Raw genomic sequence first — 24,806 nt, forward strand, 5'->3', positions numbered from 1 at the left:
AAAATTATATGAATCAATTAGATAAAAGACTTTTTTTGTTAGATGCTTATGCTCTTATTTTTAGAGGATATTATGCATTTATCAAAAATCCACGAATCAACTCAAAAGGGTTCAATACATCGGCAATTATGGGATTTACAAATTCCTTGTTCGATGTTATTCGTCGTGAACAACCAACGCATTTAGCAGTTGTTTTTGATGTTGGTCAAGCAACAGTTCGTACGGTAGATTTTCCTGAATATAAAGCAAATCGTGATGAAACGCCAGAAGCTATTCGTCAAGGTGTTCCGTATATTCAAGATATCTTACGAGCGTTAAAAATTCCAGTGCTTTTTGCCGAAGGTTACGAAGCAGATGATGTAATTGGAACGTTGGCTCAAAAAGCAGAAAAAGAAGGTTATACAACCTATATGGTGACGCCAGATAAGGATTTTGCGCAATTGGTTACGGATAAAATCAAGATGTATCGTCCTGCTGCAAACGGAAAAGGTGTGGAGATTTGGGGAATTGAAGAAGTAAAAGAACGTTTCGAAATCGACGATCCAATTCAAGTGATTGATTATCTTGGAATGATGGGTGACGCAGTGGATAATATTCCAGGTTTACCAGGTGTTGGAGCGAAAACAGCGAGTAAATATTTGAAGGAATTTGGTTCGATGGAAGGACTTTTAGCGAATACAGATAAGCTGAAAGGTAAAGCCAAAGAAAAGATTGAAGAAAATAAAGAACTTGGGATTCTTTCGAAAAAATTAGCGACAATTATTACTGATGCTCCAGTTGAATTTGATGAAGAAGATTTAACAGTTTGTCCACCAGATATTGAAAAAGTAACTGAATTGTTCACGGAATTAGAGTTCCGTCGTATGTTAGAAACGGTTTACAGAATTTATGGTTTGGATGCTTCTGGAATTATTAAAGAAGCGCAAGAAGAAATTTCTGCGGCAAGTCAAGTTTCGTCTAATCAAGCACAAACAGCTCAACAATCTTTGTTTGATTTTACTTCTGATGAAGAGATTATTCCTCAAAATTCTGCGTTTACAGATATTTCAACAACGAATCATTTGTATCAATTAATCGATACGAAAAAAGGTCGTGAAATTTTATTACGAAATATACTAAAACAAAAAGAAGTGACGTTCGATACGGAAACAACTTCTTTGGATGCTTTAGAAGCAGAATTGGTTGGAATTTCATTTTCTTGGGAAAAAGGAAAAGGTTATTATGTTCCTTTTTCAGCAGATTTCGAAGAAACAAAAGCAATTATAAACGAATTTAAACCATTTTTTGAAGATGAATCAATTTCGAAAATTGGTCAAAATCTAAAATATGATATCAAAGTTTTAAACAAATATGACATTGTTGTTTTAGGTCAAAATTTTGATACGATGATTGCTCATTATTTGATTAATCCAGATATGCGTCACAATATGGACGTATTGTCGGAAACGTATTTGAGTTATCAACCCGTTTCAATTGAAAGTTTGATTGGTAAAAAAGGGAAAAATCAAAAGAATTTCCGTGATGTTCCGTTAATGGAGCAAACCGAATATGGCGTAGAAGATTCTGATATTACAAATCAATTGAAAAATCTTTTCGAGCCTGAATTAATCAAAGCAAATACGCACAAATTATTCACTGATCTTGAAATGCCATTGATGCAAGTTTTGGCTGATATGGAATTGGAAGGTGTTAATTTGGATGTTCCTTTTCTGAAAGAACTTTCTGTAAAACACGAAGCTACATTGCGTGCTTTGGAGGCAAAAATACAGGAAGATGCTGGCGAAGAATTCAATCTTAATTCGCCAAAACAATTGGGAGAAATCTTGTTTGATAAATTACAATTAGATCCAAAAGCGAAGAAAACCAAAACTGGACAATACGCAACAGGAGAAGAAATTTTATCGAAACTGAAAGATAAACATCCAATTATCAATGATATTTTAGAATATCGTCAATTACAAAAATTAAAATCGACTTATATTGATGCGTTGCCAGAATTGGTGAATCCAAAAACTGGTCGCGTCCATACAACTTATGCGCAAACAGTTGCTGCAACGGGACGTTTGTCTTCTGTAAATCCGAATTTACAAAACATTCCGATTCGTTCGGAAGCTGGACAGCAGATTCGTAAAGCCTTTGTTGCGAGAGATGAAAATCATGTGATTATTTCTGCCGATTATTCGCAAATTGAATTGCGTTTGATTGCGCAAATGTCACAAGATCCTGCAATGGTAGAAGCTTTCAAACATGGAGAAGATATTCACGCTTCTACTGCCGCAAAAGTTTTCAATGTTGCGTTGGAAGAGGTTACGCGTGAACAACGTAGTCAAGCAAAAACAGTTAATTTCGGAATTATTTATGGTGTTTCGTCGTTTGGATTGGCGGAGCAAGCAAATATTTCGCGAAAAGAAGCCAAAGCATTGATTGATGCGTATTACGAAACATATCCAACGTTGAAAGCGTATATCGAAAAACAAGTTGAGGTCGCTCGTGATCAAGGTTTTGTAGAAACGTTGATGGGACGTCGTCGTTATTTGAAAGATATTAATTCAGGTAATGCTGTAGTGCGTTCGCATGCTGAGCGAAATGCTGTAAATGCGCCAATACAGGGAACTGCGGCGGATATCGTGAAAATGGCAATGATTCAAATTCAGAAAGAATTGAAGAAAAATTATCAAACAAAAATGATTTTGCAAGTGCATGATGAGTTAATTTTTGATGCGCCAAAAGATGAGGTAGAAAAAGTTTCTGAATTAATCAAATCGACTATGGAAGCGGCAATGCAAATGGATGTTCCGTTAATTGCAGAAGTCGGAGTAGGAGCGAATTGGTTAGAAGCACACTAAAATTTTAACTATTACAATATTTTATAAACGCCACTCATTGAGTGGCGTTTTTTTGTTAAAATATATTTAAAACTTCATGATTCACAAATTCTTAACAGTTTTAAAATATATCTTTATCGTAAATCATTTAAATAACTATGAAAAAACTACTTCTTATTTTAACAAGCGCTTTGGTTTTAACTTCCTGTATTGTGAACAGACAAAGTATGCTTGTCAAAAAAGATATTCGATTAGAAATGTCTAAAACCGAAGTTGAAAAGCAATTAGGAAAACCATTTAAAATAGAATCTCGAATGGAGAATTCTACCGAAAAAATGGATTTATTGTATTACAAAGAGGCATTATGGACAGGAAACGATCATGTGACTGTCGAAAATATTTTAATTTTTAAAAATGATATTCTTATCGAAATTAAACAAGGAAAAGAAATTGTTGATAATCCTATTGTAATCAAAAAAGATGATTAAACTATTTTATCTTTTTATGTTATTTACAATTTCGGTGAATGGACAAATTGTAAACATAAAAATTACCGACTTTTCGGATGATTTATCAATTGATGATGCGGATATTTATTTCAAAAATTCGACTAAGAATTTTGTTACGGATCAACAAGGAAAAGCGATTGTTCATTTGACTAATGTTTCGCAAACGGATGAATTAATTGTTTCGAAAAAAGATTATCAAGATGCAGTTTTGAAAGTTTCGGATTTGAAATCTGATCTCAATATTAAACTCGAAAAAGTTTCGGAAGTAGAACTTCAAGAAGCGTTCATTACAAACCTGAAGGCAGAAGATATTTTGAAAAAAGTGATTGAAAATTATGATAAGAATTTCAATACAGAACAGCATTTTTATAAAGTGAATTTTATTCTTGATGCAGTTATAGATTCAATTAACAGAGATTTAATTGATGTTGATTTACAATTTAGATTCAAAAAAGATCAAGTGAAAATTTATTCAAAGAATGTAGTAAATAATAGAATAATTGGAGAAGGTTTACAGCAAAAATCATTGTATCGAATGAATGATTATTTTAATCATATATCTTTATTAGATTTTGTAAAGAAAATGCAATTACGATTATCTGAAAAAAAATATGATGAGGAAACTGTTAGAATTTCTAAATATGCTGATAGATATATTTATGAAGTAGAATTTAAAAATTTGAAAGTTGATTTTGTTTGTAATTTTTTAATTGATAAGGAAACTTTTGCAATTATTCAAAGTTCGATAATAAGAAAAAATGATCACAATGAAGAACTTGGATATACGATAAATAATAATGAAGTTGTTTATAAATACAGACCTTATCAAAATAAATGGATTTTAAAGGAAAGTTATAGAAATTGGAATTCAACTTATTTAGAAGAAGATAAGAGTCAACATACAAATGATGTAAGAATAAACCTTGAAGTCAAAGATTTTAGCACGCAACCTTTTCCAGAATTCAACAAATCGGTGAATGAGAAAATGGACATTCGTAGAAGCTTTAAATAAATAAAAATCCAAGAAATAATTTTCTTGGATTTTATATTTTATTCAGCTTTTGGTTTGCGAACCACAGGTAAAATTTCACCTTTTTCTAGGCAATATTTTTGAACATCTTCCGACGGAATTTGTTTCGTGTAATCTACTTTTTCGACGATAAAACCTACATCTTCCAAACGTTTGTAATAATCTAAACCATAGACACGAACGTGATCGTATTGCCCAAATTTTTCTTTACGTTCTTCTTTTGTTGTAACAGTAGGATCTTCGTACGTCACATCGCGCTGATACGAAATCGGAACTTGTAAAATTCCCCAACCTCCAGGTTTCATCACTCGAAATAATTCACTCATTGCTTTGTGATCGTCAGGAATATGTTCCAAAACGTGATTACAAAAAACAATATCAAATGTATCATCACCAAAAGGTAAATCACAAATATCTGCTTTTACATCTGCCAAAGGCGATTCTAAGTCGCTTGTAATGTATTCTAAATTGTCCATCGCACGAAAACGCTTGATAAAAGATTGCTCTGGTGCAATGTGCAAAACTTTCGCTTTTTCGGTAAAAAAAGACGATTCATTTTTTAAGTACAACCACATCAAACGGTGCCTTTCTAACGAGAAAGTTCCCGGAGAAAGTACATTATCGCGTTGTTTTTCGTAGCCATAAGGCAATAAACTATAATAACCTTGATTATCAATTGGATCTACGAAACGATTTCCTTTCATAAACCAAACTAAAATTGGTCGTACAACATAACTACCTTGTATCAATAATGGACGAGGTAGAAGATTCATGATTTTTTTTAAAAGCTTTTTCACAAAAGTTTTCTTAGGGTTTGAATAAAAATGGTTTTTCTTCGTCAGATACAATACCTAAAGCATCGTAAATAAACTGATAAGTTGATAACAATTTTGGTTCGCCATCTACCACACAAACATCGTGTTCGAAGTGAGCCGAATATTTATCATCGCGCGTTGTCACTGTCCAGCCATCTGGATGAAAGAAAACTTTTTCAGTTCCCATATTCACCATTGGTTCGATGGCTAAAACCATTCCTTCCTCGATTTTTTTACCCGATCCACGACGTCCATAATTTGGCACTTGTGGTTCTTCGTGCATTTTACGACCTAATCCGTGTCCAACTAACTCGCGAACGATTCCGTAACCTTCTTTTTCGCAATAGTTCTGAATTGCATAACCAATATCACCCACACGATTACCTTTCTTCATTTGCTCAATTCCTTTGAACATTGATTCTTTTGTAATTCGCAATAATTTTTCAGTTTCAGCATCTACTTCTCCAACAGCGAATGTATAAGCGTGATCTCCGTAAAAATCATTCATGTAAACACCACAATCAACAGATACAATATCACCTTCCTTTAATGGTTTATCATTTGGAATTCCGTGAACAACTTCTTGATTAGGAGAAATACAAAGGTTTTTAGGAAAGTCATACATTCCTAAAAATGCAGGATATCCACCATTGTCGCGAATAAATTCTCCTCCTAATTTATCTAAATGATTGGTTGTGACACCAGGTACTACTTCTTTGGCTAACATACCCAAGGTTTTTGAAACCAATTGAGCACTTAGGTACATTAACTCAAGTTCTTCTTTATTTTTTAAATGTATCATAATCCGAAAAATCCTCTTTTCTTTTTCTTCTTAGGCGCTTCTTGTCCGTTAGCGTGAACACTTAATTCAATTTTTTTAGTAATAATTTGATAAACGTCACTCCAACCTGGGAAACCACCTAAGTTGCGATCGTCAATAAATAAATCTGCATTTATTTTTCGACTTTGTGTGTTTTTGTCAAAATCTTCGCCATCAAAACTATTGTTGATTGCGTAAAACTCGATTCCATTTTGTTTACAAAATTCTACAGCTTCGTCTAAATATTTTCCACTACGATATGTCCATAAAGTAAGACGATAACCGTCATTTTGTAATTGTTTCAATGTTTCGAAAGCAAAAATCTTCGCTTTTCCAATTTCAGGATATTTGTCATCAACAATTGTCCCATCAAAATCAACAGCAATAATTTTATTTATCATATTTATTTCGTGTTTAGTATGTTTGTTAAGTTATATTTTATGAGCGATAATGTTTCCAGTCATCTCAGCCGGAATTTCAATTCCCATCAAAGTTAAGATAGTTGGGGCAATATCTCCAAGTTTACCATGCTCAACATTCCATTCGATATTTTTCTGAGCTAAAATAAACGGAACAGGGTTCGTTGTATGTTGTGTATTTGGCGATCCGTCCTCGTTTACCATAAAGTCAGAGTTACCATGATCAGCTAATATTACTACATTGTATCCTTTTTCTAATGCTGCATTTACAATTTTTTCTGCACAAGAATCTACGACTTCGGCAGCTTTTATTGCTGCAGACATTACACCAGTATGTCCTACCATGTCTGTATTGGCAAAGTTTAGACAAATAAAATCAGCTGATTCTTTTTCAATTTCAGGTACTATTGCGTTTGTAATATCATAAGCAGCCATTTCTGGTTTCAAGTCGTAAGTCGCCACATCTCTTGGAGAAGCACATAAAATACGTGTTTCACCTTCAAAAGGCTCTTCACGACCTCCATTAAAGAAAAATGTAACGTGCGGATATTTTTCTGTTTCAGCAATTCGAATTTGTTTACGACCTGCATTTGCAATAACTTCTCCTAACGTATTTACAATATTACTATCATCATAAATAACGGCAACACCTGTGTATGTTGCATCGTACTCAGTTAGTGTAATGTATTTAAGATTCAGTTTATGCATTTCATAATCAGGGAAATCTTTCTGTGTTAAAACTTCTGTGATTTCTCGTCCACGATCTGTTCTGAAATTGAAACAAATGACTACATCATCATTTTCAATTTTTGCTTTTGGCTGACCATTTTCGTCTGTTACAATAATCGGTTTGATGAATTCGTCAGTTACGCCTTCGTTATATGACGTTCGAATTGCTTCTAATGGATTTGTCGTTTTTTGACCAACTGCATTTACCATTGCATCATAGGCTAGTTTTACACGTTCCCAACGTTTGTCACGATCCATTGCATAATAACGACCTGTTATCGAAGCAAGTTCTCCTGTCGATTTTGTCATGTGATTCATTAATTCTGTAATAAATCCTTCGCCAGATTTCGGATCAGTATCGCGACCATCTGTAAAAGCATGAACAAAAACGTTTTCATTTAATCCTAAATTTTTTGCTGCATCCAACAAACCTTTTAGGTGATTGATATGTGAGTGTACACCACCATTAGAAACTAATCCGATGAAGTGTACTTTTTTATTGTTTTTTAAAGCATACTCAAAAGCATCTTTTAAGATAGGTTCCGTCTGAAAAGTTCCGTTCTCAGTAGCCATATTGATACGAACTAAGTTTTGGAAAACAACGCGTCCGGCACCTAAATTCATATGACCTACTTCAGAATTACCCATTTGCCCTTCTGGTAAACCAACAGCTAAACCAAAAGTATCTAAAGTAGAATGTGGAAATTTTTCGAAACAACTATCAATAAAAGGTGTATTTGCTTTTGCGATAGCAGAGACAGCAGGATTTGGTCCAATTCCCCAGCCATCTAAAATCATTAATATTGCTTTGTTATTCATTTTGTCTTGTAATAATTCAGCCCAAAGATACAAATCCTCGGGCTGAAATTTTATTTCTCATGATGATAATTAATTTGCTACATCGCTGATGAATTTTATACGCATTAAACGTAATTCTTCTTCATCATAATCATCGCTAAATTCTTTTAATAATGTTGACATCGAGTCAGATTCAGATTCCATTAAGAAGTCATAAATTTCTTCTTGTTGATCTTCGTCTAAAATATCGTCAATATAATAATTAATGTTAAGCTTTGTTCCTTGGTAAACGATACTTTCCATCTCCGAAAGTAAATCGCTCATTGAAAGATTTTTAGCTTCAGCAACATCTTCTAAATTTAATTTTCTGTCCGTTGACTGTATGATATAAACTTTGTGGCTAGATTTGTCCGCAACCTGCTTAATCACCATATCTTCTGGACGAACGATATCGTTGTCTTTTACATATTGAGCAATAAAATCAACAAAATCTTTTCCAAATTTTTGAGCCTTTCCTTCTCCAACTCCAAATACATTTGTTAATTCTTTGATGGTTGTAGGATATTGCATCGTCATATCATCCAAACTTGTATCTTGAAATACTGCGAATGGAGGAATTTGATGTTTTTTTGCGATTTTTTTACGTAATTCTTTTAATTGTTTCAGTAAAATATCATCAAAAGCTGCTGGAGTTGTAGACGTTTCTTCTTTCTCAAAGCTTCCTTCTGATAATAATTTTTTGAAATCGATGTCTTCAGCAATATCAAAAGAAGTAGGTTTGGAAATAAATTCTTTTCCTGCTTTTGTTACTTTTAAAACACCATACGATTCGATTTCTTTTTCAAGAAAATTTCGAACAATTAATTGGCGCAAAATTGATTTCCAATAATAGTCTTCTTTATCTTTTCCTATACCAAAAAATGCTTCTGAACTCAAATTGTAAGATTTTGTAATAGAAGTTTCTTTTCCTACAATTACATTTACAATATCGTTCAGTTTTAGTTTTTGATTGGTTTTTTGAACAACATCTAAAGCAATGATTGCATCATCTTTTGCTTCAATCATTTTTTTAGGATTGCGCATATTGTCGTCCATGTTTGCTCCTAATCCATTCTTTTCGTCAAATTCTTCTCCAAAATAATGCAGTAAGAATTTTCGTCGCGACATAGAAGTTTCTGCATAGGCCACAACTTCCGAAAGTAATTGCATTCCAACCTCTCGTTCTGCAACTGGTTTGCTCGCTAAGAATTTTTCTAATTTTTCTATATCCTTATAATCATAGAAAGAAATACAAACACCTTCGCCACCATCGCGACCAGCACGTCCAGTTTCTTGATAATAACTTTCTAACGATTTTGGCATATCGTAATGCATAACAAAACGTACGTCTGGCTTATCGATTCCCATACCAAAAGCAATAGTTGCGACAACCACGCTTGCATCTTCCATCAAAAACATATCTTGATGTTTGCTACGTGTTTTGGCATCTAAACCTGCGTGATAAGGAATTGCATTGATTCCGTTTACTTGTAAAAGTTGCGTAATTTCTTCAACTTTTTTACGACTCAAGCAATAAATTACACCAGATTTACCTTCGTTTTGTTTGATAAATTTGATGATTTGTTTGTCTTGATCAACCTTTGGACGGATTTCGTAAAATAAATTGGTACGGTTAAACGAATCTTTGAACACTTTGGCGCTTTGCATTCCTAAAGTTTTCTGAATATCTTCTTGTACTTTAGGTGTTGCAGTTGCAGTAAGTGCAATAATTGGTGCATCACCAATTTTATTGATAATCGCTTTTAAATTGCGATATTCTGGACGAAAATCATGTCCCCATTCGGAGATACAATGCGCCTCATCGATTCCAAAAAAAGAAATTTTTACCGATTTAAAAAAATCAATGTATTCTTCTTTAGTCAAAGATTCTGGTGCAACATATAACATTTTGGTAACGCCATCTTTAATATCTGTCATCACCGTTTTGGTTTCAGATTTATTAAGAGATGAGTTTAAAACGTGAGCAATCCCATTATTTTCTGAAATTCCACGAATTGCGTCTACTTGATTCTTCATTAGAGCGATTAAAGGCGAAACAATAATCGCTACTCCATCTGACATTAATGCCGGTAATTGATAACATAAAGACTTACCTCCGCCAGTTGGCATCAAAACAAATACATCTTCTTTATTGAGTAAGCTTGTAATGATTTCATGCTGCTGTCCTTTAAATTGGTCGAAACCAAAATATTTTTTTAGGTAAGATGTTAGGTTTTTCGAAGTGGCTTCCATCTACACAAAAGACTAAAATTAATATTATAAATTAAATAGTTCCTATATTTGATACCTCTAAATATACACAAAATTTTTATATAATTGAGTGATAATAAAAAAGGAGAGTAAAAGTACGACAAATTTTAAAAATAGACAATAGAAATTTTATTGTGAAGAATTCAGATTTAATACAGATTGCTCAAGAAGTTTTTCAAGAAGAAATTCAGGAGTTAGGAGCGATAGCTTCTCGTATTAACGAATCTTTTGTAGATGCGGTAAATGCGATATATAACACGAAAGGAAAGTTGGTAGTTGTTGGAGTAGGAAAAAGTGCACATATTGCAAATAAAATTGTAGCAACTTTGAATTCTACAGGTACACCAAGTCAATTTTTACATGCCACAGAGGCAATACATGGAGATTTAGGATTAGTAAGACCAGAGGATGTTGTGATTTGTATTTCTAAAAGTGGAAATACACCAGAGATTACTTATTTGGCACCAATTCTTAAACAGTATGCTTCCGTCTTGATTGGTTTAACATCAAATCTGAAGTCAGAATTAGCAAAAAATTCGGATATTGTTTTAGATGTTAATGTAACAAAAGAAGCTTGTCCAGTTAATTTAGCGCCAACAACTTCTACAACAGCTCAGTTGGTAATGGGAGATGCTTTGGCTGTAGCTTTGATGAAAATGAGAGCATTTACGCAAAATGATTTTGCGAAATATCATCCTGGTGGAGCTTTAGGAAAACGTCTTTTATGGACAGTTGAAAATATTGTTGATCCAGAAAGAAAACCATTTGTCAATCCAGATTCTTCGATTACAGAAGTGATAAATTCGTTGACTTCTGGTCGCCATGGAATTACTGTTGTGATTGATGAAGATAAAATCGTAGGAGTTATTACAGATGGTGATTTACGTCGAATGTTATTAAATAATGAAACTTTTCATCATTTAACAGCAAAAGATATTGCTTCAATGAATCCGAAAACAATTAATAAAGCTGAGAAAGCAAGAGAGGCATTAGCTATTTTGCGTCATAATAGTATCGGACAATTAGTTGTTGTGGATGAAGAAAATCATTATTTCGGAATTTTAGATATTCACTCAATCTTAAACGAAGGAATAGAATAAGCGTATGGCAAAAGAAGTGAAAACAAATATGTCTTTTCTAGCTCATGTTGGTGAGTTAAGAGGACATTTAGTACGTTCTATTTTAGCATTAATTGTAACCTCAATAGGTGTTGCAATTTATTGGGACGAATTGGTAGAACATGTGATTATGGCGCCATTAAAGTCTAGTTTCCCTACGTTTGATGTCTTTAATCAATTCGGAGAATTGACTGGTTTCGGAAAGATATACACAGACTCTTTTGATATTTCGAAAGATTTGACCAATCTTAATCCATCAGGACAAATTACATCACAATTTTTTGCAGTAATAGTTTGTGGTGTCATTTTAGCAATACCATACATTATCTATGAATTGTGGCGTTTTGTAAAACCAGCACTTAAAGAAACAGAACGTAAATATGCAGGATTTACGATTTTTGCAGTAACATTTTTCTTTGTTTTAGGAGTCTTGTTTAGTTATTATATGTTGTTACCATTGTGTACACAATTTTTATTTACCTACGATCCATTTGGAGTAGGAAATACTTGGACTTTACCAAGCTATATTGATTTGTTTGTGCAATTATTGCTTTCTATGGGAGTAATGTTTTTAATGCCTGTATTTGTATACTTTTTAACAAGTGTTGGTATTCTTACACCAAAATTTTTGAAAGAGTATCGCAAGCACGCATTCATTGTAGTATTAGTTATAGCAGCAGCTATTACACCAAACGATGTATATAGTATGGTATTGGTCACAGTACCGTTATGGTTGTTGTATGAATTGAGTGTAATTGTATCAAATTCAGTTTATAAGAAGCAATTAAAAGCCAAAAGTCAAGACTTAGTAAAGAATTAACGATATTATGCTTGCATAATAAAATAATTTATTTATTTTTACATAACTTAAAAAAGTAAACACAAAATTATGAAGATATTAGTTTGTATTAGTAGTGTACCAGATACTACAGCAAAAATCAACTTCACAGCTGACGGAAAATCATTTGATAAGAATGGCGTTCAGTTCGTTATAAACCCACACGATGAATTTAGTTTAAACAAAGCAGTAGAATTACAAGAGAAGCAAGGTGCTACAGTTACAATTTTAACTGTTGGAGACGCTTCTGTAGATGCTGTAATGCGTAAAGCTTTAGCAATTGGTGCGAATGATGGAATTCGTATTGATGCTGATGCTCGAGATGATTTCTTTGTTGCTACACAAATTGCAAAAGCTGCTAAAGATGGTGGTTTCGATTTAGTTTTAACAGGAAAAGAATCAATTGATTACAACGGAGGATCTGTGCCAGGATTAGTTGCAGCAATGTTAGATTATGGTTTTGTAAACGGATGTATCGGTCTTGATGTAGAAGGTTCTTCTGCAAAAGCTGTTCGCGAAATTGACGGAGGAAAAGAAACTGTAGAAGTTGCTTTACCAGCTGTTATCGCAGGACAAAAAGGATTGGTTGATGAAGCAGCATTAAGAATTCCTAACATGCGCGGAATTATGCAAGCGCGTACAAAACAAATCACAGTTGTTGCACCAGAAGCAACAGAAACTAAAGTTGAAGTTGTTGGTTATGTAAAACCTGCTGAAAGAGGTAATGTAACATTAATCGACAAAGACAATGTAGCAGAATTGGTAAGATTATTACACGAAGAAGCTAAAGTAATCTAATTATTCATCTAAAAAGAAAAAAAAAATGGCAATTTTTGTATACGCAGAGTCACACGACGGAAAATATAAAAAAGCAGGATTAGAAGCAGTTTCTTACGCAAAAGCTACAGCTGACGTTGCTGGAGATACTGTTACAGCAATCGTTTTTGGAAATGCTGCTGCTGACGAATTATATAAATATGGAGCATCTAAAGTAGTTAAAGTTGAGAATGCAGCTTTAGCAAAATTTGATGCAAATTCTTACGCAAAAGCTTTGGCTGAAGTTGCTCAAGGAGATGTTGTGGTTTTACCATCAACAAACGAAGGAGCGACTATAGCACCAGTTTTAGCATACAAAACAGGAGCATCTTTAGTAACTAATGTAGAAAAAGCTCCAACAGCAGTTTCTCCATTCACAGTTGCACGTAAAGCATTCTCTGGAAAAGGAGTAGAAACTGTTGCAGTTTCAGGAAAAGTTGTCGTTACAGTTTTACAAAACGCATTCGGAGCAAAAGAAAATGCAGTTTCTGGTTCAGAAGAATCAGCTTCAGTATCAGTTTCTGATGCAGATGCTAAAGTAAAAGTTGTTTCAACAGAAATGGCTTCTTCTGATAAAATCGATTTGAAAGAAGCAGATATCGTAGTTTCTGCAGGTCGTGGAATGAAAGGTCCAGAAAACTGGGGAATGATCGAAGATTTAGCAAAAGTTTTAGGAGCTGCTACAGCATCATCTAAACCAGTTGCTGATATCGGTTGGAGACCTCATGCTGAGCACGTAGGACAAACAGGAAAAGCAATTGCGCCAAATTTATATATCGCAGTTGGTATTTCAGGAGCTATTCAGCACTTAGCTGGAGTTAACGGATCTAAAACAATTGTTGTAATCAATAATGATCCAGAAGCACCTTTCTTCAAAGCAGCTGATTACGGAATCGTAGGAGATGCTTTTGAGATTGTACCTAAATTAACTGAAGAGTTAAAAAAATATAAAGGTCAAGCTTAACATTTTAAGCTTATAAATTTAATCCGAATCATTTAGGTGGTTCGGATTTTTTTTATTGATTAAAAAAAGATTAAATATTCGTCAGTTTTTCATAGATTTACGCCCAAATGGACAATTTAATTAGATTAAATATTAAAGGAATTTCTTACAGTCAAACTCAAACCGGAGCATACGCTTTGATTTTAGAGGAAAATGTAGGAGGAAGAAAGTTGCCAATTATTATTGGGAGCTTCGAAGCACAATCAATCGCATTAGCTTTAGAGAAAGATATTAATCCACCTCGTCCATTAACGCACGATTTGTTTGTGTCATTAGGAAAAGAATTTCAGTTGAATGTTGACTCTATTTATATTTATAAATTAGAAGATGGCGTTTTTTACTCGAATATTGTTTTTATAAATGACGATGGACAACGTGCCGAAATTGATTCGAGAACTTCTGATGCAATTGCATTGGCTGTCCGTTTCAATGCACCTATCTATGCCTATGATAATGTTGTAGAGAAAGCCGGAATTCATTTGGACGTTATTGAAGAAGAAGAAAATATACGTCGCGCAGCAAATAACTTCGAAGATGATTTGGATATCTTGGCTGGTTTAGAAAATGATTTGTCTGATATCAACGAATATGAAGGTTGGACAAAATCTGAACTTGAAACTGAGATGGAAAAAGCTGTGAAGAATGAAGATTACGAATTGGCAGCTCGCCTTCGTGATCAAATCGATAACATGGAAAACTAATAACTATTTCAAATAATTATGTCTGTAAAGCTTAGACTTACAATCATGAGTTTCCTTGAGTTTGCGGTATGGGGAGCATACCTAACCTCTATGGGAAATTACTTAGGATCAGTTGGCTTAGGTCCAAAAATTGGTCTTTTTTACGCGATGCAAGGTATTGTATCGATTTTTATGCCCGCAATAATGGGTATTGTAGCGGATAGATGGATTCCTGTACAACGTTTGTTGGGATTGAATCATTTATTAGCTGCGATTTTTATGTTTGCAGCAGGTTATTACGGAATGACAGCTGGAGACAATGTAGATTTCACAACAATCTTCGCACTTTATTCGGTTAGTGTGGCCTTCTTTATGCCAACAATCGCCCTTTCTAACTCAACAGCCTACACAATTTTAAAACAAAATAATTTAGACACAATCAAAGCCTTTCCTCCAATCAGAACGTTTGGTACAGTTGGCTTCATTGTAGCGATGTTATTTGTTAATTTCTCTGGATTTAAAGATGGAGTTTTTGGATTTAATTTTTCAAATGATCCAACATTCGTAAGTTTTCAATCCAATTATTATCAGTTCTTTGTATCAGGAGTCTTAGGTGTTGTATTATTTTTATACAGTTTCTTTTTACCAAATTGTCCGGTTAACAAAAGTTCTGAAAAACAGTCTATTTCTGATGCGTTTGGTTTAAAAGCTTTTGCCTTATTCAAGGATAGAAAAATGGCAATTTTCTTTATCTTTTCGATGCTTTTGGGTGTTTCTTTACAAATTACAAATGGTTATGCAAATCCATTTATCACAACGTTTAAAGATATTCCAGAATATGCCAATACGTGGGGAGCAAGTAATGCGAATGCCTTAATTTCGTTATCTCAAGTTTCAGAAACATTGTGTATTTTATTAATTCCTTTTGTGTTAAAACGATTCGGGATCAAAATCGTGATGTTAATGGCAATGGTAGGTTGGGTTCTACGTTTCGGATTATTTGGATTTGGAGATCCAGGTTCAGGTGTTTGGATGTTTATCTTATCAATGATTGTTTACGGAATCGCTTTCGATTTCTTCAATGTATCAGGTTCATTGTATGTAGATAAAGAAACAAATGAAGAAATTCGCTCTTCTGCGCAAGGAGTTTTCATGATGATGACAAATGGTTTTGGAGCAACAATAGGTATGTTGATTGCTCAATACATTGTGAATCATTTAGTGTATAGTCAAACTGATTTAACTTTACAATTAGAAGGATGGAGACATTCTTGGTTGATCTTCGCGGGTTATGCATTGGTTGTAACGATATTGTTCGCAATTGTGTTCAAATACAAACACAACCCAAACGAAGTACAAGATGTAAAACATTAAGTTGTTAAACTATTAAAATATTAAAGCAAGAATTTTGGTTCTTGCTTTTTTTGTATATCTTTATAAAATCTAAATAAAATGTTAAAATTATAATTTATGAATGACCAACCAAACGAAGGATTGAAACAATTTGAAAACGGAACTCCGCCTGATAATAATTTAGTATGGGCGATATTATCTACAGTATTATGTTGTTTACCATTAGGAATAGTTTCTATTATTAAATCTACAAGTGTAAATACTTTGTGGGCTCAAGGGCAATATGATGCTGCAAGACAAGCTGCAGCAGATGCCAAGAAGTTTGCTATTTGGGGTGTAGCAGCAGCAGCAATCGGAATTGTTCTTTATATTATATTTATTGTAGTATTAGGAGTAGGTAGTGCAGCCTTAGGAGGTAGCAATGGTTACTAAAAAAAGTAGAATTATTATAAAATTATGCTCCATCTTACTTTTAGGTGGAGCATTTATTTATTACTTTTTTTTTAATAATCCTTCTGATAAAGGAACAGTGTTTTTACGCTGTCCATCTAATTTTATTTTTGGAATTAACTGTCCAGGTTGCGGCTCTCAACGAGCAATACATCATATATTGCATTTCGAGTTTTTAGAAGCATTGAGGTTTAATGCACTACTAACAATTACATTTCCTTTTATTATTTATATAACACTTATTTGGTTATATAATTTTGTGTTTGAAAAACAGGTTAGAATCAAATTATTTTATAACAATAAATTTGTCTGGACTTTATTTTTCCTAGTAATTATTTATGGAGTTATTCGAAATATTAACGTTTATCCTTTTACATTAATTACTCCTCCGTAATTTTTTTATACGTCACAAACGAGTAAGCATACGGATGTTTTTCATCTTTTTTGAAATCTTCTCGTTCAATTTCTTCCCATTCGTCCGAGTCAATTTCTGGAAAATAGGTGTCTCCATCAAATTCGTGATGAACTTCTGTGATGTACAAAACATCTGTAAATTCCATCGCTTGTTTATAGATATTTCCACCACCAATAATGTAAATGTCATCATCAATTTTTTTTGCAGCTTCTATTGCTTTTGATAAAGATGAAACAATTTCGATACCTTCTGCATTCCAATTCTGATCTCTTGTTACAACAATATTGGTGCGATTTGGTAAAGGTCTACCCAATGATTCAAACGTTTTTCGTCCCATAATAATAGGATGTCCAGAAGTTATATTTTTGAAATGTTTCAAATCATTTGGCAAATGCCAAATCAAATCGTTTTTTGCACCAATTACGTTGTTGCTTGCTTTTGCTACTACAATGTTTATCATAAGTTATAAGGTAAAAAAAGCTATCCTCTTGCAAGGATAGCTTAACAAATATAATAATTTTAGCGAATTATTTCAATTTATTTAATGCATCTTGTAATTGTTTAACTTGTTTTTCTCCTGCTGACGACTTCACGGCTTTCTTTAAGTTGATAGCCTTTTCTGTCATCATTTTTACAGCCATTGCAGCCTGCGGATTTTCCTTCTGAAAATAAGTATAATAATTGGTGTATAGTTTAGACGCAGTTGATGTTGCATCTGGTGTATCATTACTCATAATCCAGTTAAAAGCTTGCTCTGCAACTTTACCTTTTTCAGGATCTTGAAACTTAATAAACTCATATAAAGCAGCAGTTTCCGCAATTAGAGAAGATTTATTCAAATCATTATTTTTAATCCAAGTTGGAACTAAAATTATTGCTAAATCAGAAGCACCTTTAATAACTTCATCATCAATGTTTGTAGTTAATTCGTTAACTTTTGAAGGGTTATTTTTTGCAATTCCAGTTAACGAAGCACCTTGAACACTAAATGAAGGGCTTTTTGAAGCTTTTTCAAAAATTGTCGCATCATAAATGTTGGCATCATTCAAAGCGCTTAAAGCTGTTGCTTGTACCAATGTTTTAGGATCGTTAGAAGCCAATTGTTTTAATTTTGATGAAGCTTTATCAACAATCGTTTTTGATTTTGTGTCCAATTTATGAATCGCATAAATTCTTAATCCATCAAATGAATCATCTAACGCATTAATCAACGCATCAGCAGCTTTCGGATTAGTTGCTTGTGCATTCGCCATCGCATCAATCGCTAATAAACGCGTCGTGTAATTTCCTTTTCCAGCTTTGTATTGCGCAATAAAATCTTCTACAGGTTTTTTATCCTCGATGTCTGCTAATAAAACTTGATCAGCATTTGGAATGATTACATCAGGTTTTTGATTTGCTGTAAATTCAAAAGTAGTTTCGGCTTGTTTAGGAACCCAAACTTGTTTACGAGTTGCCTTTCCATTTTCGATAATATCTATCGCAAAAGGGAATTCAAATAATTTTGAAGCATCTTGACGAACAACAACTTTTACTTTTTTATTCGAAGAAGAATAATCTGAAACAATTGTTAATTTTGGATGACCATTTTCGTAATACCATTGATTAAAAAACCAGTTCAAATCACGTCCAGAAACTTCTTCCAGAGCCAAACGCAATTGTGTTGCTTCTGCTTTTCCGTATTCGTTATCTTTCAAATATTTATTCAAACCTTTGAAGAAAGCATCATCTCCTAAGAAATTTCTCAACATATGTAAGATCAAACCTCCTTTGTTGTACGAAACACCATCAAACATATCTTCGCGAGAATTGTAATGAACTCGAACCAAATTTTTCGTTGGTCCATCACCTTGTTTATAGCCAAACATTTCGTTGTAACGATGTTCGTCCGCTTTCTCTTTTCCATATTTATGCTCAAACCATAAATATTCGGAATAGTTTGCAAAAGATTCATTCACTGTTAAATTACCCCAACTTTCTGCCGTTACTAAATCTCCAAACCAATGGTGAAATAATTCGTGCGCAATAACATATTCAGCTGTATTTTCATCAACTAACTGACCAGCTTTTTGCTGAACACCATCATGAAATAAAGAAGCTGTGGTATTTTCCATTGCTCCAGAAACATATTCGCGAGCCGTCATTTGTGCATATTTGTCCCAAGGATAAGGATAGTTTAATTTATCAGAAAAGAATTGAATCATTTCAGGCGTATTACCAAAAATTTGCTTCGCAACATCTTTATATTCTGGCTCTACATAATAATCAACATTGATATTTTTCCATTTATCATTGATGACTGCATAATCTCCAATCCCGAAAAAGAATAAATATGGTGCATGTTTTTTATCAAATTTCCAATAATCAGTTTTTGTTCCGTCCGAATTTTTCTTAGAAGATTTCATCGTTCCATTTGATAATGAAACATATTTATCAGGATATGTTAACGTGATTTCTTGCGAAGTTTTTTGATTTGTTTTATCAATTGTTGGGAACCAACAAGAAGAAGATTCAGTTTCACCTTGTGTCCAAATTTGAGTTGGGTAATTTGGACGATCCGCTTTAGCATTGATAAAATAGACACCTTTAGCATCGTTTATCGCCGCACTTCCTTCTTGTTTTACTTCGTTCGGACGCGCTGTATACTTGATGTAAAGTGTGTATTCTTGATCTTTTTTGTATTCTTTATCTAAATCGATGACCAATTGTAAATCATCATATTTATAATTTAATTTCTTTTTTGTAGCGCCATTTACCAAAGCTACTTCGCTAATCAACATTGCTTTAGCGTCTAATGTAACTTTGTTTGTAGCATAGAAATGTGGTTTCAATGTTACCCAAGCTTCACCTAAAACGTGTTCTTTTGCATAATCAAATTTAAGATCCAATTTGGTATGAACAAGAGAATTGATGCGTTCTGCTTCTGCACGATAAATGTCTAATTTATTTGTTTGGTTTTCGTTGTAACTCGGAGGTGGCGTCATTACTTGTGCATACGTAAGACTTGATATAATGAAGGCTGATGAAAGCCAAAGAATGCGTTTTTTCATTGTAAAAATTTATTTCTATTGGTTAATAATTTTCTCGAAAAGTTACAAAAAAAGCCTCCAATTTGGAGACTTTAAATATATTTTATGATTAAACCGCTACAATTCCTTTGATATGAGGATGAGCTTGGTAATTTTCTAATTCGAAATCTTCGTATGTAAAATCAAAAATGTCTTTTACATTCGGATTAATTTTCATAGTTGGAAGTGGAAAAGGCTCGCGCGTTAATTGTAATTCAACTTGTTCGAAATGATTTTTGTAAATATGTGCATCTCCAAACGTATGTACAAAATCGCCAACTTCTAATTCACAAACTTGCGCAACCATCATTTGTAATAATGCATATGACGCAATGTTGAATGGAACACCTAAGAAAATATCGGCGCTACGTTGGTACAATTGCAACGATAATTTTCCGTCATTTACATAAAACTGAAAAAATGCGTGACAAGGCGCCAAAGCCATTTGATCTAATTCGCCAACATTCCAAGCAGAAACAATAATTCGGCGTGAATCGGGATTATTTTTTATTTGATCAATTGCAACTTTAATTTGATCGACAACTTCTCCGTTTGGTTTTCCCCAAGAGCGCCATTGATGCCCATAAACAGGACCTAAATCACCATTTTCATCAGCCCATTCGTTCCAAATTCTAACGCCGTTATCTGTTAAATATTTGATATTTGTATCCCCTTTCAAAAACCACAACAATTCGTAGATAATCGATTTTAAATGTAATTTTTTCGTCGTTACCAAAGGAAATCCTTCCGACAAATCGAAACGCATTTGGTAACCAAAAATACTTTTCGTTCCCGTTCCTGTTCTGTCTTCTTTAAAAGCGCCTTCTGCCAAAACCTTTTTACATAAATCGTGATATTGTTGCATTTTGAGTATATTTAACCTTTCAAATTTAAGGAAAATTTTTTAGAATGAAGTTCAGTTTGATCTTGACAATTTTGGTCATTTTTATGTTTTTTTCGTCTCGAGTAAAGTCAGATTTCGGAAGAAAAATTATGCAACATTTTTACTTTCAAACCTTTTTTATAGTGGTTTTGATTGTTGTTTTTGTATCGAAAATTATTCATCTCAAACTCAATTTAATTTCGATGATTTCACTTATTATATTGGGCTGCATGTTGTATTTGAGTCTTCCGAATTATTTACAACAATTAAAAAGAAAGATAGGAAAATAATTACTTTTTAATCAATGAGTCATATAGAACTGCGACGAGAAAAGTCATAGCTTGAGATGTTAAAAAACCGAATGTATACGCAAGAAATGCTTTTATATAATTTTTAATGTTTTTTTTATAAAATATTGAGATCATCCAACTGATATAAAGAAACATAGCAAATGAAGTGAGACTGTCGTAAATGATTCTTGGAAACTCTAAAAACTTATTTAAAACAATGGTGAAAGCTAAAAACAACATTGCTTCTGCCATAAATAAACAAACCATTACAAATGTTTCGTAAAAATTGTAATTGTATTTACGGAAAAAGATTTTGGTCCATAATGTAATCGGTAAAAGCATCAATAAATTTGCATATCCGTAGTTATTGTTAACCCAAATTAATATTTTGTAATAGGTAGAATTGCCGTAGAAAGCTTCCATCTGTTTATTCGAAATGATATCAGTATAAAAATATTGAGAAACAAGAGTATAAATGATAGATGAAAGAATAAGAAATGTAATGGGTTTTGTTATTTTCTTTCGATTTATATGAATGTATTCCTGAACTGTTTTTCCAGGTCTTGTTATCAATTCTTTTACAGTGAAAACAAAGCCATTCTCATAGCCAATAAGATTTAGTAATTCTTGCCATGCATATTGTTGATTAATGCGCTTTAATTTTGCAGGTTGTCCACAATTTGAGCAAAAGTTATTTGTGATTATTTCATTACAATTCAGACAGTTATTATTCATTTTGGTTTTGAATTTAGAAGGTGACTTTTTTCACTCATTTCATTAAATTTGATTGAATATCTTTAGCTATATTACAAAATGTTAAATTACGTTAAAATGATTTGGATATAAAAGGTTTGATTGTTTTTTTTGAATACTAATTGGTTCAGCGAATTCTATTTAATAAAATTATTCACAATCATAGAAAAGCATTATCTTTGCAGTTATGAAAGACGAATCAGCGATTTTTGGTTTAAGACCAGTAATAGAAGCAATTGAAGCAGGAAAAACAATCGATAAAATTTTTGTTCAAAAAGGTTTACAAGGAGAAATTTTTTCAGAATTAAGAAAATTAATCACTGAATATGAAATTCCTGTAAGTTATGTGCCTTTAGAAAAACTAAATCGTTTTACTGGAAAAAATCACCAAGGTGTTTACGCATTCGTTTCTCCAATCGAATTTGATTCGATTGAAAATGTATTACCTCAAATTTGGGAACAAGGAAAAACGCCTTTTATCTTGATTTTAGATCGTGTTTCTGATGTTCGTAATTTTGGTGCAATCGCTCGTACAGCAGAATGTGTAGGTGTTGATGCGATTATTATTCCAGCAAAAGGTTCGGCTTCTGTAAATGCAGATGCAATCAAAACTTCGACAGGAGCGTTGTATAATATTCCGGTTTGTAAAGAAGGAAATTTAGTAAATGTTATTAAATATTTACAATCAGCTGGAATCTCAATTTTTAGTGCTTCTGAAAAATCAGCAGAATTTATTTACGATGCAGATTTCTCTGTTCCTGCGGCTATTGTGATGGGAAGCGAGGAAGATGGAGTTTCGGATTCTATTATTAAAATTTCAGATAAGATTATTAAATTGCCTATGGCTGGACAAACTGCTTCATTGAATGTTTCGGTTGCGGCTGGAGCGATTTTGTACGAAGCTGTTCGCCAAAGAATGTTACAAGATTTATTTTAAAAACATATAACGATGACCTATTCTACTTTTATTGGATTTTTGTTGATTGCGATTAGCGTTGCAATGTATTATTTTACAAATTTGGATGTTTCTAGATTATTTTCGGATAAAGAATTTTTGGTAGGAATTACTGGAGGTGCAGGTATCGGATTTATTTTGGGAGGATTTTTGGGCTGGCTTTATAAATACAAAGCGGTGAATAAAGCAAATGCAGAAATTGCAAACGAAGAAAAACGTAAAGTTGCAGAACAAAAAGCACAAGAAGCTGCTGCTAAAGAGCAAGCTAAGTTAGATGCGCAAAAAGAAAAAGAAGAATCAGGTCTGTAATTGTTTGTAATGAATCTAAAAGATAAAAACGCTGCTTTAGTTCTTATTGATGTTCAAAAAGGATTTCTTGATGAAGATTATTGGGGAGGGAATAGGAATAATAAAAACGCAGAAGAAATTTGTGGTAAGATTTTAAACAAATGGAGAGAAATTAATTTACCCATTTATCATATTAGACATAGTTCAGATAATCCGAATTCAAAACTTCATCAATCTAATATTGGATATGAATTTAATGATTATGTGATTCCTTTAGATGATGAGATTATTTTTACAAAGAATGTAAATAGTGCATTTATTGGAACGGATTTAAAAAAAGTACTTGATGAAAACAAAATAGAAACGTTAGTTATTGTAGGAATTACGACGAATCATTGTGTTTCTACAACAACGAGAATGGCTGGGAATTTTGGATATGAAACATATTTGGTTTCAGATGCTACTGCTACTTTTGATAGAATAGGAATAAATGGAGAAAAATATGATTCGGAATTGATTCATTTAACAGCTTTAGCAAATTTAAATAATGAATTTGCAACTGTATGTACTTCGAGCAAATTGTTAAATGAATTGTTATAAAAATAGTATAAATAAAAACGGTCGGAAATTAATTTTCGACCGTTTTTTTATGTTGAATTTCTTGGTAATAAAAACAAGGAACTAAAATCAATAAAAACATAGGTTGAATAAGGAATCTTCTCACGTAAAAGAAGACCATTTCACCTGAAGAAAATTGTGTCGAAATCAAATAATTATAGATTGGTAAAAGTACAATTAAGCCTACAATCAGAATAATGATAGAGAATTTAACGTAACTTTTTTTCAAGAAAATAAACCAAACAATTAATACAGTTAATAGTGTGTTGATAAGATAGCGAACCATAATACTTGCGTTGAGTTTTGGTAAATCAATTTCAGGAAATGTTGAATGACCAACTTGATGAAAGTATTGCAAAAAAGGATCGTAAAATAAAACATCTTCAAATTTTCGGACTAAAACTAATCCAAAAACAAGTAAAACTGCAACTGCGTAACGTAAATATTTATTTGGCATTTTGCTTACTGTATTTTGTTACAAAAAACTTAATCCAAACAATCCAAAGAATCACAATTGAACCATAAATAATTGCTGGAAACAAATAATCATGCGCCATTTTATCATATTCTGCGTGGTATCTAAAAATATAATTTAGCAACATAATTCTTGCAATATTCATCACAAAAAGAATGGCTAAACCAGACAAAATAAACAAAAAAGTTTGTTTTAAATTCGTGTAAAAAGCAATAATAAAAGCAACAAAAATGATCAGAATAGAAATCGCATTACAACCTTCATTCACAATAGACGCAACTTGTCCGTCCACAACCAAACGCATCCAGGGGTGATTTTCTGCAATATTAGAAAACGAGAAAAAACCACATTTGTTCAAGTCAAAAGCTGTTATATCAGATGTTAATTTTGTAAACGGATCAGGATTATTGTGTGGTAAATATTGATCCAAATACAATTTATAAACTAAACTTAAAATAATGTAAGTTCCCAAAAATCTTGCAAGGAATAATAATAATGGTTTGAATTCTTTCATTAGTTGGTTTATATCAAACAAATATAAATCAAAA

At 32.8% G+C, this 24,806-nt stretch carries 25 protein-coding genes; 14 read left to right on the plus strand and 11 right to left on the minus strand.

Annotation, left to right across the window (positions count from 1 at the left end):
* Positions 1-8 precede the first annotated feature (8 nt).
* From polA to QHG34_RS11035, 3 genes are all read left to right on the plus strand, one after another.
* Positions 9-2,846: a DNA polymerase I gene (polA, locus tag QHG34_RS11025; RefSeq protein WP_282630251.1), complete on the plus strand. Its 2,838-nt coding sequence runs from the start codon at positions 9-11 to the stop codon at positions 2,844-2,846.
* Positions 2,847-2,983: 137 nt separating this feature from the next.
* Entirely contained in the window at positions 2,984-3,313 is a 330-nt protein-coding gene (locus tag QHG34_RS11030; protein ID WP_282630252.1) for a hypothetical protein, read from the plus strand.
* The gene (locus tag QHG34_RS11035) at positions 3,306-4,346 is read left to right on the plus strand and encodes a hypothetical protein (RefSeq protein ID WP_282630253.1); all 1,041 of its coding nucleotides are present in this window, start codon (positions 3,306-3,308) and stop codon (positions 4,344-4,346) included. Before QHG34_RS11030 ends, QHG34_RS11035 begins: the two co-directional genes overlap by 8 nt.
* A 38-nt stretch (positions 4,347-4,384) precedes the next feature.
* Here the strand turns inward: QHG34_RS11035 and QHG34_RS11040 are convergent, their stop codons facing one another.
* The 5 genes from QHG34_RS11040 to recQ form a co-directional block, all read right to left on the minus strand.
* Entirely contained in the window at positions 4,385-5,137 is a 753-nt protein-coding gene (locus QHG34_RS11040; protein WP_282630254.1) for a methyltransferase domain-containing protein, read from the minus strand.
* A 34-nt stretch (positions 5,138-5,171) separates the two neighbouring features.
* On the minus strand, positions 5,172-5,981 hold the full coding sequence (gene map, locus QHG34_RS11045; RefSeq protein ID WP_282630255.1) for a type I methionyl aminopeptidase: 810 nt from the start codon (positions 5,979-5,981) through the stop codon (positions 5,172-5,174).
* Positions 5,978-6,400 carry a BT0820 family HAD-type phosphatase gene (locus tag QHG34_RS11050; RefSeq protein ID WP_282630256.1) on the minus strand — a complete coding sequence of 141 codons (423 nt, stop codon included), beginning with the start codon at positions 6,398-6,400 and terminating at the stop codon, positions 5,978-5,980. The genes map and QHG34_RS11050 overlap by 4 nt, the downstream gene beginning before the upstream one ends.
* Before the next feature lie 30 nt (positions 6,401-6,430).
* Positions 6,431-7,966 (minus strand): 2,3-bisphosphoglycerate-independent phosphoglycerate mutase, encoded by a 1,536-nt coding sequence (gpmI, locus tag QHG34_RS11055; RefSeq protein ID WP_282630257.1) that lies wholly within the window; start codon positions 7,964-7,966, stop codon positions 6,431-6,433.
* A gap of 69 nt (positions 7,967-8,035) precedes the next feature.
* Positions 8,036-10,237 (minus strand): DNA helicase RecQ, encoded by a 2,202-nt coding sequence (gene recQ / locus QHG34_RS11060; RefSeq protein WP_282630258.1) that lies wholly within the window; start codon positions 10,235-10,237, stop codon positions 8,036-8,038.
* 152 nt (positions 10,238-10,389) lie between these two features.
* On the opposite strand from recQ, the gene QHG34_RS11065 reads away from it, so the two are divergent.
* From QHG34_RS11065 to QHG34_RS15860, 8 genes are all read left to right on the plus strand, one after another.
* Complete coding sequence (locus QHG34_RS11065; RefSeq protein ID WP_282630259.1) at positions 10,390-11,355, plus strand: KpsF/GutQ family sugar-phosphate isomerase; 966 nt, start codon at positions 10,390-10,392, stop codon at positions 11,353-11,355.
* 28 nt (positions 11,356-11,383) lie between these two features.
* Entirely contained in the window at positions 11,384-12,193 is an 810-nt protein-coding gene (gene tatC / locus QHG34_RS11070) for a twin-arginine translocase subunit TatC (RefSeq protein WP_282630260.1), read from the plus strand.
* Between the two features lie 69 nt (positions 12,194-12,262).
* Positions 12,263-13,009, plus strand: a complete 747-nt coding sequence (locus QHG34_RS11075; RefSeq protein WP_282630261.1) for an electron transfer flavoprotein subunit beta/FixA family protein — start codon at positions 12,263-12,265, stop codon at positions 13,007-13,009.
* Positions 13,010-13,034: 25 nt separating this feature from the next.
* Entirely contained in the window at positions 13,035-13,991 is a 957-nt protein-coding gene (locus QHG34_RS11080; protein ID WP_282630262.1) for an electron transfer flavoprotein subunit alpha/FixB family protein, read from the plus strand.
* Positions 13,992-14,098: 107 nt separating this feature from the next.
* Entirely contained in the window at positions 14,099-14,731 is a 633-nt protein-coding gene (locus tag QHG34_RS11085) for a bifunctional nuclease family protein (RefSeq protein ID WP_282630263.1), read from the plus strand.
* Between the two features lie 18 nt (positions 14,732-14,749).
* The gene (locus QHG34_RS11090; RefSeq protein ID WP_282630264.1) at positions 14,750-16,084 is read left to right on the plus strand and encodes an MFS transporter; all 1,335 of its coding nucleotides are present in this window, start codon (positions 14,750-14,752) and stop codon (positions 16,082-16,084) included.
* A 96-nt stretch (positions 16,085-16,180) separates the two neighbouring features.
* Complete coding sequence (locus tag QHG34_RS11095) at positions 16,181-16,495, plus strand: CD225/dispanin family protein (protein ID WP_282630265.1); 315 nt, start codon at positions 16,181-16,183, stop codon at positions 16,493-16,495.
* The gene (locus QHG34_RS15860) at positions 16,485-16,907 is read left to right on the plus strand and encodes a DUF2752 domain-containing protein (protein WP_407080912.1); all 423 of its coding nucleotides are present in this window, start codon (positions 16,485-16,487) and stop codon (positions 16,905-16,907) included. Before QHG34_RS11095 ends, QHG34_RS15860 begins: the two co-directional genes overlap by 11 nt.
* Here the strand turns inward: QHG34_RS15860 and QHG34_RS11100 are convergent.
* The 4 genes from QHG34_RS11100 to QHG34_RS11115 all read right to left on the minus strand — a co-directional run bounded on the left by QHG34_RS11100 (position 16,894) and on the right by QHG34_RS11115 (position 21,904).
* On the minus strand, positions 16,894-17,388 hold the full coding sequence (locus QHG34_RS11100) for a dihydrofolate reductase (protein ID WP_282630267.1): 495 nt from the start codon (positions 17,386-17,388) through the stop codon (positions 16,894-16,896). The genes QHG34_RS15860 and QHG34_RS11100 overlap by 14 nt on opposite strands.
* Positions 17,389-17,455: 67 nt before the next feature.
* Positions 17,456-19,978: a M1 family metallopeptidase gene (locus QHG34_RS11105; protein ID WP_282630268.1), complete on the minus strand. Its 2,523-nt coding sequence runs from the start codon at positions 19,976-19,978 to the stop codon at positions 17,456-17,458.
* An 88-nt stretch (positions 19,979-20,066) separates the two neighbouring features.
* On the minus strand, positions 20,067-20,861 hold the full coding sequence (locus QHG34_RS11110; RefSeq protein WP_282630269.1) for a thymidylate synthase: 795 nt from the start codon (positions 20,859-20,861) through the stop codon (positions 20,067-20,069).
* A 308-nt stretch (positions 20,862-21,169) separates the two neighbouring features.
* Positions 21,170-21,904, minus strand: a complete 735-nt coding sequence (locus QHG34_RS11115; protein ID WP_282630270.1) for a DUF3667 domain-containing protein — start codon at positions 21,902-21,904, stop codon at positions 21,170-21,172.
* Between the two features lie 205 nt (positions 21,905-22,109).
* Between QHG34_RS11115 and rlmB the strand changes: the two genes are divergently transcribed.
* Genes rlmB through QHG34_RS11130 form a run of 3 tightly spaced genes read left to right on the plus strand, consistent with a single transcriptional unit; the run spans position 22,110 to position 23,765 of the window.
* Entirely contained in the window at positions 22,110-22,859 is a 750-nt protein-coding gene (gene rlmB, locus QHG34_RS11120; RefSeq protein WP_282630271.1) for a 23S rRNA (guanosine(2251)-2'-O)-methyltransferase RlmB, read from the plus strand.
* Between the two features lie 12 nt (positions 22,860-22,871).
* Positions 22,872-23,186, plus strand: a complete 315-nt coding sequence (locus tag QHG34_RS11125) for a hypothetical protein (RefSeq protein ID WP_282630272.1) — start codon at positions 22,872-22,874, stop codon at positions 23,184-23,186.
* Between the two features lie 9 nt (positions 23,187-23,195).
* The gene (locus QHG34_RS11130; protein WP_282630273.1) at positions 23,196-23,765 is read left to right on the plus strand and encodes a cysteine hydrolase family protein; all 570 of its coding nucleotides are present in this window, start codon (positions 23,196-23,198) and stop codon (positions 23,763-23,765) included.
* Positions 23,766-23,793: 28 nt separating this feature from the next.
* Here the strand turns inward: QHG34_RS11130 and QHG34_RS11135 are convergent, their stop codons facing one another.
* Entirely contained in the window at positions 23,794-24,240 is a 447-nt protein-coding gene (locus QHG34_RS11135) for an exosortase F system-associated membrane protein (protein WP_282630274.1), read from the minus strand.
* Positions 24,230-24,772 carry an exosortase family protein XrtF gene (gene xrtF / locus QHG34_RS11140; protein ID WP_282630275.1) on the minus strand — a complete coding sequence of 181 codons (543 nt, stop codon included), beginning with the start codon at positions 24,770-24,772 and terminating at the stop codon, positions 24,230-24,232. The genes QHG34_RS11135 and xrtF overlap by 11 nt, the downstream gene beginning before the upstream one ends.
* Positions 24,773-24,806 lie beyond the last annotated feature (34 nt).

Source organism: Empedobacter sedimenti (assembly GCF_030005555.1).
Lineage (GTDB): Bacteria > Bacteroidota > Bacteroidia > Flavobacteriales > Weeksellaceae > Empedobacter > Empedobacter sedimenti.